Here is a 13232-nt window from a genome sequence, read left to right as displayed (position 1 = left end):
AACCCCTACAACATCTGTGATTCAATTAAATCAAAACTGCTATGTCATTGCGATCGCATTAAAATTTACTCAGCGATTGCAAGGTTATCTTTTCCGATACTAAGGAATCCGGTTTAAAAAGCGATCCATACTTCGTTCTGCCAGAGCAGCTATAGTCAGCGAGGGATTTGAGCAAGCTGTTGAACCGGGAATAAGTGAACCATCAACAACAAACAAGTTACGATAACCAAAAACCTGCCCATGAGAGTCACATACTTTGCCAATCGTTGCACCACCAAGTGGGTGTGCTGTAAAACTGTAGCCAGGTGGTGCAGCTAGAGTTGTACCATTGGCTTGGTTGAGACGTTGGTAAGTATACTGGAGAGCCTGAGTATTTTTCTGAGTATCGGCTGAGTTACTAGGCCAGAACAAATCTGCTAACTGAGTAGAGACATTATAGGTAAGATACCCCTGCGGCTGGGAAATTCCCTGTCCCAGAACAGGAATAATACCTTGGGGTATGAAAGGAAATGCTTGAAATGCCTCAAGTATCACTGGGGCAATAGGGTTGTCAAGGTCTTCAATTGCGATTACACCAGCACTCCCCAGTGTTGAATTCGTCTCACCAGCATTAATCATTAAAGTAGTTGAATCAAAATTCGTTCCCCAAAACTTCCCTACCTGATTATTTAGGCGGCGCAGGGTACGATTGGTTTTAGCACGCAGCAATAGTTCAGTAGTGCCAATGGAACCAGCCGCCAAAAACAGATAGCGACAAACAAAGGATTTTTGGACAAGCACTACTCCTTGCTCATTGATTTGATTGCAGACAACTCGATAACGTCCACGGTCTGATTCCTCAATCCTAGTGACTACGTGTAAAGGTCGGATTTCAACATTACCAGTTGCCTCTGCCATACTTAGGTAGTTACGATCTAAGCTGTTTTTGGCACCACTATTTGTACCATAGTACACTTGACCATTGATAATAGAAGCCACCTTTTGACCAGCAATTTCCTGGCGAACAGTGTCCCAATCAATAGCGATATCAATCTTCCGGGCTTTTAAACCAGCTTTGGCTGCTTGCTCTTGGAGAATACGGCTTGCCAAGTAGTATTCACTTTGGAGAATATCGTCTGGAATTACAGATGCTTTGAGGATGGAACGCACTCGTGGATAATAAACTCGATCGAGTTCAGAGTATTTAATAGTGCGTGGAAAGACTTTGTAGAATAGTTCTTCAGTTGGCTGATAGGTGATAGCAGTGTAGACAAGCGAACCACCCCCAACACCTGCACCTCGATAGGCATCGATACCATTACCTCTCTTGACATCAAGAACGCCAGTATATACGTCAATTGGCTGTGTTGTGACTGGTGGATCGGGCAAAACCGTATTTGGACTAAGCCACGCAGCCCGACCATCTGGGTTATCCGTTGTACAGAAAGTATTACCTGCATCAGTAATTTGCCATCTTCGTCCCCGTTCCAATACTACTGTTTCAATCCCTGCCTGACCAAGGCGCAATGATGCGACTGCGCCACCAAAACCACTACCAATTACTATTGCCTCAACGTACTCGTCAACACCAGCAGCAGAAGTGCGAATAGCGGATACACCGACACTGGCTGCCGCCGCCGATGCCTGAAGAAATCGACGACGATTTAGCATTTGGGACATACTTTATCTCCTATTTTTCGTTTGCTATATTTACAGAGTTGTAGCGGGACGAGGCATAATCTCCAAAATAAGTATGATAAGCATATAAGCAGTCAAAATCAACACCTGATAAACAAAAAGCCGCATAAATTTTCTTAGGCTTTAGGCGTTTAACTCAGCTTGACTCAGTTGGAAAAATAACTGGAGTAATTTATGATGCCTCGATTTTCTGTTCGCACTAATTATCCGCGAACACTTCTTTTTTATCCCAAGTCCAATATATTAAGATAAAAATAACTCTGCATTCTCGTAGTTGTTATGAGCCTTACCACTGCTAAACGCTTTACTATAGCTGAATATCACCGTCTAGCTGAACTTGGTTTCTTTGACGAGAATGACCGAGTTGAGCTAATTAAGGGTGAAATAATGCAGATGGCAGCAAAAGGTACACCGCACTCTGTTTGCAGCACCCGCTTATATCGGGAGTTGTTCAAGCTGGTTGTAGAAGAAGCGATTCTTCGAGGACAAGAACCAATCATTATACCTGATGACAGCGAACCAGAACCCGATCTAGTCATTGTACGAAATCGTCCTGATGACTATTTAGAAGCTCATCCTAGCCCATCTGATGTATTGTTGGTAATTGAAATTTCTAATTCCACTTTGAAATATGACCAGGATGTAAAATTATCTATTTATGCAGAAGCTGGTATTTCCGACTATTGGATATTTAATTTAGTAGATAAGCATCTAGAATCTTACAGCGAACCTTATAAAGATTTACAAGGTAAATTTGGTTATCGCCGCAAGTTAATTTTTCTGCAAAATGAATCAGTTACTCTGCCATATTTTCCTGCTTTAGTTCTGGATTTATCTAAAGTATTTTCGGGTTAATGTATGAGATTGGTGAATTACTCGATTGATGCTTTGTCGGATAAAATTCAAAGTGGTCAAAAAGATTAAAGACGCCATTAATGGCGTCTTTAATCTTTACATTAATTGTTTCTAGATTTATCTAAAGTGTTTTTTTACTACTTACACTGTTACCATTGTCTTTGTTTGGGATGAAATTTTTTCAACCTTTGAATGATAGAGATGCATCCAAGATACAGTTCTGAAGCATTTACCACGACCTTTTCTGTAAGGCTCTAACATCTCATACTGAAACTTATGCTTGCTAGAGAATGATATATCTACATCTACCAATTTTGCTTGATTACTTAAAGTATAGTTGTAGCTTTTTGAATCTTCTACTTCAGGTAGTAAATGTGTTACTCCGAATAGTTGTCCCAAAGAAGACGTTTTTAGGAAAGCTTGCCTTTGGGCGTGAGTCATAACAACATTTGACCCGGCTTTTATTGTGTTACTGGCCATATAACTTTGGCACTCCTCTTAAGCTTTCTTGTTGATCACAGAAGGATGCGGCTGCTTTCCGCAAGAATCTAAAAGCATATCCATCTTCTCCCGGAGCGATTGTGGCAGCCCCTAGATACTCCATCTGCACCTTATTACTATAATAGGACACAGCCGTATCTAGAGCAACTAGAATAACTAGCGGTTCATCTGTTTCTGTTTGACACAACTCCAATCCAACCTTGGTTGCATACCAAATTAACCATTTGCCGATTGGTTCCATGAAGCGTTCAGCCCCCTCTCCTCGACTTGTAGGGTGAGCCTCTATCTGTTCTATCTCTAAAAACTTTGGAGAGCCGGGATAGGGATAAAGACCATATCGCACTAACCCCCAGACTTTACCCTTATAAACAAGTTTGACAATGTTTTGACATTCAAAATCGGTATTTTGCCATAAATTAAACCAGTTAAAAGACCAATTAGTAGGCATATCATTTTTTTTAGCTGGAGAAAGCATAGCAATTTCCTCAACTGCCGATTTAATTCGGACTTTTACCTTATAAGATCCAATGCTAGTCAATTAAGTTATATAAACTTTTAGTAGAAATATTTTAGATTGATAGATTATAAAGAACTACCTAGTCACATGGCAATTAACAATTAAAGATATTTTATATACTGCAATGGTGAGGGAGAGAAAGATCCTCACCATGCAATCAAATCAATCCTTCCAACGCATGTTGTAAATCGTTTGTCACATCAGCAACAGCTTGTCTAGCAGATAAACGATTTTCTTTATATGCTGGGAAACGCTCAGAAATAGATATGGGTTCACCTACAGTTATTTTTACTTTTTGCTTACCCAATTGCGGACGCTGTGCAGATTTATTTCCTTTGATTTTAGCAATCATTTGCCATAAAATTAAAGTTGTTTCAGCAAACCTTTCTACCGTTGGATTTTCCCGAATATAATTACCAGAAACAGCCACAAAACTTTCTACTAAACGCATGTGCCACATCCGGGCATTGGCTTCTTCTGCAACGCGATCGCCTAAAGCTTTCTCTACAGCAGATATTACTTTTACATCCTTAAAATCTTCTCTAAATATATAATTCCAGCCAGCTTGTTCTACCCGCCGACAACGATCGCTCAAAGTCCCTTTTGACTGCAAATCAAAATACTGTTCTGATATTAGTAGCGCCGCATTCAATAAAGCTTGTAAACGAACTGCTAGCGCTTCATTTCTATCTTCAGTTTCTCCTACTACTGTTTTGATATCTGCCAGCTTTAGATGATAAAAGCGCGTGTAAAATTTTTCCATCAACGAAAGTAAATGTTCTGCCAAAGTCAACAACCGGGGATAAAGCGACTCTATAGAAGCGTGTTCTGGTTCATTCACAGGTAAACCACTAGCCGCTTCCATTTCACTTAAAAGATTAGCGATCGCACCCCAAGGAGCATCAACGTAACTATATTTAATCCCAACTGGTACAATTAGAACCTGTTCGGGGCGTTCAGCTTTGTGCAAGTCTTCAGCACACCAAAAGCCTAATTGGGCAATACCAGGTTCTAAGGGGCTGATATTCTCCGATAAACCATTGGTTGCACCCTCTGGCGCAGCCGCCATCGGAAATTTCCCATTGGCAAACAACTCACGCGCCGAACGTAACCCCGTCCAGTCAGCTTTACCTCGCTGAATCGGAGTCCCACCTAAACGAGAAGCAATCCAGCCGACGTAGGAACCTGCCCAGAGAGGAATGCCGCGATCGTAGATAAAATGAGCGTGAATGGGATGTTGTAGTATTGTGTCCTGCGATCGCGCTATCTTTGGTACAAGTTGAGATAACAAGTAAGCCAAACAAAACGGATCGTCTGTTTTCGGATGGCGAAATGCCAGCATAAAACGGATCTTACCCTCCTGAAACTGGCGATAGAGATCCACCAGCACCTCTACGTTGTCTGCTTCAATTTGGGTAATAGATGTTTGCCAGTTTATCCAACTGGGTAGCAACAGATGGACAAATCGTAGAAATAAGGGGTTAAATGCCGGAGGAATGAATTCTAAGGGTGGCTGTGCTTGATAAATTACATCTGCCAAGGTAGTTTTCTCCTAAAGATACCGCGATTCTATCCGCAAAATAACCGATGAAGTTCATCTGATTGCTGTCAGTATTTCAATTACTTTCTGGTAATCTTGTGTTCTGCCTTGTTGCTGAAATAGATCAGCTGCTTTTTGCAAATCCGCGATCGCTCCTTGCTTATCTCTCAACAGAGCGCGGGCAACACCCTGATTTAAGTAGGCAAAAGCATCGTTGGGGTTAATCTGTAGAACTTTATTGGAATCTGCAATTGCGCCTCTATAATCTTCCTGACCGGCGAGAACCAGTTTTAAAGAGGTTAGTGCAGAGTTATCATTAATCCGCAGAGCTTGGCTATAATCTTCAAATGCTCCTTTATTATCTTCTAAGCGAGCGCGACTACCACCTCTCAATAAGTAGGTTTCGCTAGAGTCGGAATCAATCTCTAAGGCTTGGTTATAATCTTCAATTGCTCCTTTATTATCTCCTAAGCGAGCGCGGGCATGACCTCGGTTTTTATAAGCTGATGTATATTTGGGATTAATCTGCAAGGCTTGGTTAAAATCTTCAATTGCTCCTTTAGGGTCTCCCAACTCAGAGCGAGCAATACCCCTGTTATGGTAAGCACTATCATATTTGGGATCGATCTCCAGGGCTTGGCTGTAATCCTTAATTGCCCCCTTATAGTCTCCCAAATGAGTGCGGGCAGAACCCCGATTTATGTAAACACTAACATCTTTGGGATCGATCTCCAGAGCTTGGTTACAATCCTCAATTGCCCTCTTAAAGTCTCCCAAGCGAATGTGGGCAAAAGCCCGGTTATTGTAAGCTGTGACTGATTTAGGATCAATCCGTAGGGCTTCTGTAAAATCCTCAATTGCTCCCTTATAATCTCCAGACAATACGCGGGAAGCACCCTGATTTAGGTAGGGATTTACTTTCTCTGAGTCGGTATCTGAGATGTCTATATAAACTGATGCTAGCAGTATTGAATCTACAGCGATGGCTGATTTAGCTGATAGGAAAATCGGAGTGCAAGAAATTATAGATAAAGTAGAAATTGTTGCTACAAACTTAAGAAAGTGTCGCATAATATCCTCTGGATAAATCCTGTATTTTGAGTTATCTATTTACTTATCAACAGAGTGAAGGGGTTTTATGAAAAACTTTTTTACTCACATCTTGCACCCCATACGCCAATACGCTTCAGTTATAGATAAAGTAGAAATTGTTGCTACAGACTTAAGAAAGTGTCGCATAATATCCTAGTACCGCAAGGCGGAAGTCAAAAGTCAAAAAGCTTGTGTTATCAACTTTTCCCTGATTGTGAATGGTATCTCTATTTACGCCGTGCTGTACTAGAAGGATTTTTGGTACTGATTTTAGACCTGTAGAGACGCTAAATTGTGCTGGGCTTCACCCCGGTACGCTAACGTCCTGCTGTGCTAAGGCTTCTCTGCCAAGGATTTTAGACTTAACTGAACGGTATTGATTTATAAAGTATTCTCTGATGCGATGGAAAGTATGGGCAGATAGTGGAGGTTTAGCAGCACTTGCAAATCTTAATAACAAAAAAGACTCAAGCTAAATCCTGACAATACATCTTCACCGGATAATTGTGTGGGCAGATTTCGCACTTCCACATCTTGTTTTTGGCGATAAATTTCCACTTGCTGTTGTTGGGGATTTATCAACCATCCCAATTGCACTTCTGCATTCATATACTCCTGCATTTTGGAACGCAACATTTCCAAATCATCTGTTGCCGATCTTAATTCAATAACAAAATCGGGTGCAATGGGGGGAAATTTGCGTCTTTGTTCAGGTGTAAGTGCTTGCCAACGTTCTCGTTGAATCCAAGCGGCATCTGGGGAACGATCGCCACCATTGGGCAATTTGAATATAGTAGAAGAACTGAAAGTGTAACCGAGGCCAGTTTGCCGATTCCAGATTCCCAAATCAATAATTAAATCTGCTTCTCGATTGCCGCTTTCACCTCCAAGGGGGGACATGATAATTAATTCTCCCTTGGGGGTGCGTTCAAATTTCAATTCGCGGTTGTTTTGACATAAGTGATAAAATTGTTCGTCACTTAGATGAACGGTGTCTAGTTTTAATGTCAAATGACTCATAACCTAGACCTAGATTAAATAGTTGCAAAAATTATATCATGCCACATCTTAACGGCTGTAAGATGCCGATCGCGCTTGCTCTGAGCGCACCAAGATACTAGGATAACTTCTTAGTCCGCGCAGGCAAACGAGAGTTTGTGTGGCTGCGATTTCTAATCGTCAGGTAGTTTATAAACAAATTAGAGATTCTGGAAAGGGAATAAACGATGCGACTGTCACAAATGTTATTCGTTACACTGCGGGACGATCCAGCTGATGCTGAGATTCCCAGCCATAAATTATTACTCCGTGCAGGTTACATTCGTCGCATCGGTAGTGGTCTTTATGCTTATTTGCCTTTAATGTGGCGGGTACTGCAAAAAGTTTCCCAGATTGTGCGGGAAGAAATGAACGCTACAGGCGCACAAGAATGTCTCTTACCGCAATTACAACCTGCTGATTTATGGAAAGAATCGGGACGCTGGGATACTTACACGAAAGCTGAGGGGATCATGTTTTCCCTAATTGACCGCCGTGAACAACAATTAGGATTAGGCCCAACTCATGAAGAAGTAATCACAGCGATCGCTCGTGATATGATTCGCTCTTATCGTCAGTTACCCCTACATCTCTACCAAATTCAAACCAAGTTCCGCGATGAAATTCGCCCCCGCTTTGGTTTAATGCGCGGACGGGAGTTTATCATGAAGGACGGCTACTCGTTCCATACCGATGAAGCCAGCCTCAAAGAAACTTACCAGGATATGTATAAAGCCTACAGCAATATCCTACGGCGTTCTGGTTTAGCTTTTCGGGCAGTGGAAGCCGATTCTGGTGCAATTGGCGGTTCTGGTTCCACAGAATTTATGGTTTTGGCAGAAGCTGGTGAAGATGAAGTTCTCTACACTGAGGATGGTAAATACGCCGCTAACGTAGAAAAGGCTGTTTCTTTACCAATTGACGCAGAAATCTCACGGTTTACAACCTATGAAAAACGCGCTACACCTGGAACAGAGACGATTGAAAAGGTTTGTCAACTTCTCACTTCTTCTCCGACTCAATTGGTGAAAAATGTCCTTTATCAGACAGTTTATGATAATGGTATAACGGTGTTAGTTTTGGTGAGCATTCGAGGGGATCAGGAAGTTAATGAAGTCAAGTTGCAAAATGAATTGACCAAATTAGCTTCTGAATATGGTGCTAAAACTATTATTAGTTTGAATGTACCAAATGTAGAAGCCCAGCAAGCATGGACAGCTAAATCCCTGCCTTTAGGCTACATTGCGCCAGATATCGGAGATGAGTATATTGCTGCTAATAAACAGATTCATCCCAAGTTTTTACGCTTGGTGGATCAAACAGCCGTTGATTTAAAAAACTTTGTTACAGGCGCGAATGAAGCTGGTTATCACGTAGTTGGTGCTAATTGGGGTGAGCAATTTAAGTTACCAGACCGAGTAGTAGATATTCGTAAGGCTAGACCAGGCGATCGCGCCATCCATAACCCAGAACAGACCTTACAAAGCGCCCGTGGAATTGAAGCCGGTCACATCTTCCAATTAGGTACTAAATATTCCCAAGCGATGGGTGCAACTTATACCAATGAACAGGGTGAAGAAAAGCCGCTATATATGGGTTGTTTCGGTGTAGGCGTGTCACGGTTAGCCCAAGCTGCCGTAGAGCAATCTTACGATAAAGATGGGATTATTTGGCCAGTTGCGATCGCACCTTATCACGCGATCGTCACAATTCCTAACATTAAGGATGCTCAACAAATCGAAATCGCCCAAAAACTTTACACAGAACTCAATCAAGCAGGAATTGAAACCCTACTCGATGACCGTGATGAAAGGGCGGGAGTGAAATTTAAAGATGCTGACTTGATTGGTATACCTTATAGAATTGTAACGGGACGCGCGATCGCTAATGGCAAAGTTGAAGTTGTAGAAAGAGCCACCCGTAAATCTCAAGAAATCGTCATTGATGAAGTTACAACTACGCTCAAACAATGGATTACGGAAGCAATAGAGGGTAAAGATTAAACGCAAAGGGAAGCGCAGAGTTTCGCGGAGTGTCTTTTATGAGAAATACTCCGCCTCCTCTGCTTTGTAAATTTAATTTTCGATCATCTCTAGAAAGAATGAGATTTACATAATTTGACAGGTGACGGATTAGAAGTAAAAATTCTAGAATTGAGTTAGGGAGTCACGGGACTAATGTTGTATTTTGAGCCATCAAGTCTCCTCCCAGTTATGGGAAACTCTTCACTTATAAGTATCGTCTTTAACCAGGCTGCTCCTCACATAACTACCATATCAGCCCTCAGTTAGGAAAGTTTTGAACATGAAAGACCAACAAGGATCTAATCGTATTTCTTCAGGCGCAATTGCAGCCGTGTCAGCAGTGGTTTTAGCGGTGGGTGGCGGTGTGGCTTGGTTTACTTCCCAATCCAACAATACACCCATACCATCAAACCCCTCTGGGCGCATCGAACAGCCAACACAGCCATCAACTAGGCAGCCAGCTAATGAGCAAACCCCTAACGTTTATTGGCTAAGATCAACAGATAAAAATGTTACTTTAGTCCCCCAACCTGTTAGAGTCGCTTCTATACGACCCAACCAGCCTTTAGAAGCAGCTTTCCAAAGCTTGTTAGCAGGCCCAATAGAAGGGACAGATTCTACAACCATCCCTAAAGGAACCAAACTGTTGGGGCTGAAAGCGGAAAATGATGAGGTTCACGTTAATTTATCTGAAGATTTTACCAGTGGTGGTGGTAGTACTTCAATGATGGGCCGCGTGGGACAAGTTGTTTACACTGCGACAACTTTAAACCCCAAAGCTAAGGTTTACATTGATGTGAACGGCAAACCCTTGGATGTCTTAGGTGGTGAAGGTGTAGAGTTACAACAACCCCTAACTCGTGAACAGTTTCAGAAAAATTATCCTCTTTAGTCATTAGTCATTAGTCATTAGTCATTAGTCATTAGTCATTAGTCATTAGTCATTAATTTTTCACAAATAACAACTGACAAATGACAAATGACAAAAAACCTAACGATTGCTATTTAACACACGAAAATTACGGGCTTGCTGCTCTAGCCTTGTGGCGAGGCGATCGCAAACCCGATTACACAACTCAAAAATCATTTGATCTTCCACCCGGTAATAGGCGCAAGTTCCTTCACTGCGGCGGCTAAGGATACCTGCTTGCCACATTACCTTCAGGTGTTTTGACACATTTGCCTGAGAAGTCTGTGTTGCCTCTACCAACTCTTGCACGCATTTTTCTTCATCCCGTAATAAGTGAAGCAGCCGCAGGCGCATTGGCTCACTTAACAGACTGAAGTATTCAGCTACTTGTTGCACCACTTCTGGTGGTAAAGGCAACGTTTGTTTCATCAGGATTAACCCGCAAAGACTGAAAGTTTTAACAATGACTCACTTCATATATACATTAATACTTAATCAGGGTTAATTCGCATCAAAGGTTGACCATATTCTACAGCGTCACCATTTTGGAGAAGAATTTCCATCACCTGTCCAGAGACTTCGGCTTCGATTTCATTCATCAGCTTCATGGCTTCAATGATACAGACTGTTTGACCCTTGCGGACGCGATCACCCACTTCCACAAATGCCGCTTCCCCTGGCGCAGGAGCGCGATAAAAGGTTCCTACCATTGGGGAAGGCACTTCTACTAATCTTTGATCAATGGTTGAGGGGGGATTTACTGACAACTGCAATTGTGTGCTAGTTCCAGTATTCTCAAACACGCGAGATGTGGACACCTCTGTCACCTGACTTGCGTTCACCTGGTTTGCCCCAGATGAACCCGATGTCGAGCCAGAACCTACCACACTGCCTAAAGTCCCTTGACCCACCGACAACACCTGATTGCTGAGGCTCACAGCCTTACGGACTGTTAGTTCAAAATCATCGCTTTTGAGCGTGACTTCTGCAATATCTGTTTGTGCGATAGTTGCCAGTAGTTGGCGGATTTCATTAAAGTCCAATGGCACAGTTTTTATTACCTCGACCTATCCGTAAATTAGTATCTTAAGTGTGGCAGGGGATTAATCCCTATGTAGGGATTTAAATCGGGACTTGCATCTCCATAGAGATGAAAGTTATTCCCTGCTGATATACTTATCCTCTTGGGTATCAACTTTGATGCGTTCTCCTTGAGAAATAAACAAAGGAACCATCACAATTGCACCAGTTTCCAGGGTTGCTGGTTTTGAGCCACCCGTGGCAGTGTCACCTTTTAAACCTGGATCTGTTTGGATAATTTCCAAAACCACAGACTTAGGCAATTCTACTCCTAGAACCTGCTCACCCCATTTAATAACTTCAACTTCCATACCTTCCTTGAGGTATTTGACGCGATCGCCAATTTGTGCGCGGGTCAATCTGCCTTCTTCGTAGGTTTCCATATCCATAAAGACAAACTCATCGCCCTCTTTATAGGTATGCTGCATCGTACTTTTTTCGAGACTTGCTTGCGGCAATGTTTCCCCTGCGCGGAACGTTTTTTCCATCACGCTCCCACTCTGGACATTTCTTAACTTAGTGCGTACAAAAGCAGAACCTTTACCTGGCTTGACGTGCAGGAATTCAAGCACTCGCCATACAGACCCATCCAATACAATTGAAACACCGGGTCGAAAGTCGTTACTGGAGATCATGAAACTTTCAAATTTTGGAAGACAATCGGCATTTATTGTACCCTTCTGGGGTCGTCATTGGGCATTTGTCATTAGTTAGTTGTTATTGTCATTAGTCATTTTTACTCTGCCCTAGACCTCTGCTCCACTCATCACCTAACGTGGGAAGATTATTTATGGGTTACGTCCAGTCAACAATTCACTGCTGCATTTGAGTTATCCCATGCTTAACTTATTAAAATCCTGGCTGAAGAACAGCCTAATGGCAATACTGCTGGTAACAATATTTTTAGGCATAACTACAGCTGGGTGGACTCCCTCCAGTAGCGCCGCACTGCCAGCAGGCAATGCAATTACCGACGGTAAGGCTTTGTTGCGGTATGCACTCCCGATAGACAACAAACCTGTGCGGCAACTACAAGGCAGTTTAGAGGACATCTCTGCCCAACTGCGGGCGAATCGGCGTTGGGGTGCTATTTCCAAAGACATTAGCCAAGCAGCCCGTATTCTCGATAAACCTTCCCAAATCTTAACAAGCGTTCCCGCAGAACGCCAACCCCAAGCTGAAGCTTGGATTAGCGAGTTAAAATCTGGGGTGGATAAATTGCAAGAATTGGCGAAGAGCAAAGATAAAGAACAAATTCTCCAAGAGAGAGGCAAACTTCTGAATCTCGTTACTGAGCTAGAAGAGTCAATGGTGACACAATTCCCCTTTGAAGTGCCTACTGAGTACAGTAATCTGCCACAACTTAAAGGTCGTGCCACAGTAGAATTCAAAACCAACAAAGGTGATTTGACTGTCGTTGTAGACGGTTACAGCGCCCCTGTGACTGCTGGTAATTTTGTAGATTTGGTACAAAGGGGTTTTTATAATGGTTTAGAATTTACCCGTTCTGAAGAATCTTACTTTCTCCAAACTGGAGATCCTGCCGGGAAAGATGTGGGTTTCATTGACCCAACAACGAGCAAATATCGCGCTATTCCCCTAGAAGTCTTAGTTCAAGGCGATAAAGCACCTACTTATGGCATTACTCTAGAAGAAGCTGGTCGTTATGTAGATATGCCAGTTCTGCCTTTCTCTGCCTTTGGTGCAGTAGTGATGGCTCGTCCCGAAAGTGAAGTAAATGGTGGTTCATCACAATTTTTCTTCTTTTTGTTTGAACCGGAACTCACCCCCGCCGGACGCAACCTCTTGGATGGTCGTTATGCTGTTTTTGGCTATCTTACCGAAGGTAAAGAAGTTTTGGATAAACTGAAGGCGGGTGACAAAATTGAATCCGCAACTGTGGTTCAGGGAAAAGAAAATCTGGTTGAGCCGCAAGCCGCATAATATATTTTAGATATTTTAGATTTTGGAGCGAATCCAAAATCTAAAATATGTTAA

13 protein-coding genes are annotated in these 13232 nt (G+C 42.4%); 4 read left to right on the top strand and 9 right to left on the bottom strand.

Going from position 1 to position 13232, the window contains the following annotated elements; translation table 11 throughout:
• Nucleotides 1-99 precede the first annotated feature (99 nt).
• Nucleotides 100-1659 (bottom strand): GMC oxidoreductase, encoded by a 1560-nt coding sequence (locus ANSO36C_RS12725; protein WP_251959826.1) that lies wholly within the window; start codon nt 1657-1659, stop codon nt 100-102.
• Between the two features lie 297 nt (nt 1660-1956).
• Here ANSO36C_RS12725 and ANSO36C_RS12720 point away from each other — a divergent pair, with 297 nt between their 5' ends.
• Entirely contained in the window at nt 1957-2532 is a 576-nt protein-coding gene (locus ANSO36C_RS12720; RefSeq protein WP_251959825.1) for a Uma2 family endonuclease, read from the top strand.
• Nucleotides 2533-2673: 141 nt separating this feature from the next.
• Here ANSO36C_RS12720 and ANSO36C_RS12715 read toward each other — a convergent pair whose 3' ends face one another.
• From ANSO36C_RS12715 to ANSO36C_RS12695, 5 genes are all read right to left on the bottom strand, one after another.
• Nucleotides 2674-3012, bottom strand: a complete 339-nt coding sequence (locus ANSO36C_RS12715; protein WP_251959824.1) for a protochlorophyllide oxidoreductase — start codon at nt 3010-3012, stop codon at nt 2674-2676.
• Nucleotides 3002-3571 (bottom strand): hypothetical protein, encoded by a 570-nt coding sequence (locus ANSO36C_RS12710; protein ID WP_251959823.1) that lies wholly within the window; start codon nt 3569-3571, stop codon nt 3002-3004. The genes ANSO36C_RS12715 and ANSO36C_RS12710 overlap by 11 nt, the downstream gene beginning before the upstream one ends.
• A gap of 136 nt (nt 3572-3707) precedes the next feature.
• Nucleotides 3708-5090, bottom strand: a complete 1383-nt coding sequence (locus ANSO36C_RS12705; protein ID WP_251959822.1) for a lysophospholipid acyltransferase family protein — start codon at nt 5088-5090, stop codon at nt 3708-3710.
• 54 nt (nt 5091-5144) lie between these two features.
• Complete coding sequence (locus ANSO36C_RS12700) at nt 5145-6161, bottom strand: tetratricopeptide repeat protein (protein WP_251959821.1); 1017 nt, start codon at nt 6159-6161, stop codon at nt 5145-5147.
• 471 nt (nt 6162-6632) lie between these two features.
• The gene (locus ANSO36C_RS12695) at nt 6633-7202 is read right to left on the bottom strand and encodes a Uma2 family endonuclease (RefSeq protein ID WP_251959820.1); all 570 of its coding nucleotides are present in this window, start codon (nt 7200-7202) and stop codon (nt 6633-6635) included.
• Nucleotides 7203-7408: 206 nt separating this feature from the next.
• Here ANSO36C_RS12695 and ANSO36C_RS12690 point away from each other — a divergent pair, with 206 nt between their 5' ends.
• Together ANSO36C_RS12690 and ANSO36C_RS12685 are read left to right on the top strand one after the other, a co-directional pair.
• Nucleotides 7409-9223, top strand: a complete 1815-nt coding sequence (locus ANSO36C_RS12690) for a proline--tRNA ligase (protein WP_251959819.1) — start codon at nt 7409-7411, stop codon at nt 9221-9223.
• Between the two features lie 301 nt (nt 9224-9524).
• Nucleotides 9525-10136, top strand: a complete 612-nt coding sequence (locus tag ANSO36C_RS12685) for a GerMN domain-containing protein (RefSeq protein WP_251959818.1) — start codon at nt 9525-9527, stop codon at nt 10134-10136.
• Between the two features lie 99 nt (nt 10137-10235).
• Here the strand turns inward: ANSO36C_RS12685 and ANSO36C_RS12680 are convergent, their stop codons facing one another.
• The 3 genes from ANSO36C_RS12680 to efp all read right to left on the bottom strand — a co-directional run bounded on the left by ANSO36C_RS12680 (nt 10236) and on the right by efp (nt 11869).
• Nucleotides 10236-10583 (bottom strand): ArsR/SmtB family transcription factor, encoded by a 348-nt coding sequence (locus ANSO36C_RS12680; protein ID WP_251959817.1) that lies wholly within the window; start codon nt 10581-10583, stop codon nt 10236-10238.
• Nucleotides 10584-10645: 62 nt separating this feature from the next.
• A complete protein-coding gene (gene accB / locus ANSO36C_RS12675) occupies nt 10646-11203 on the bottom strand; it encodes an acetyl-CoA carboxylase biotin carboxyl carrier protein (RefSeq protein ID WP_251959816.1) in 558 nt (185 codons plus the stop codon).
• A gap of 108 nt (nt 11204-11311) precedes the next feature.
• On the bottom strand, nt 11312-11869 hold the full coding sequence (efp, locus tag ANSO36C_RS12670; protein ID WP_251959815.1) for an elongation factor P: 558 nt from the start codon (nt 11867-11869) through the stop codon (nt 11312-11314).
• A gap of 202 nt (nt 11870-12071) precedes the next feature.
• On the opposite strand from efp, the gene ANSO36C_RS12665 reads away from it, so the two are divergent.
• Nucleotides 12072-13178, top strand: coding sequence for a peptidylprolyl isomerase (locus tag ANSO36C_RS12665; RefSeq protein WP_251959814.1), 1107 nt, complete (start codon nt 12072-12074; stop codon nt 13176-13178).
• Nucleotides 13179-13232: the final 54 nt, after the last annotated feature.

Source organism: Nostoc cf. commune SO-36 (assembly GCF_023734775.1).
Lineage (GTDB): Bacteria > Cyanobacteriota > Cyanobacteriia > Cyanobacteriales > Nostocaceae > Nostoc > Nostoc commune_A.
The sequence above is the reverse complement of the archived record's forward strand: the minus strand, read 5'-3'. Positions and strand labels throughout refer to the sequence as shown.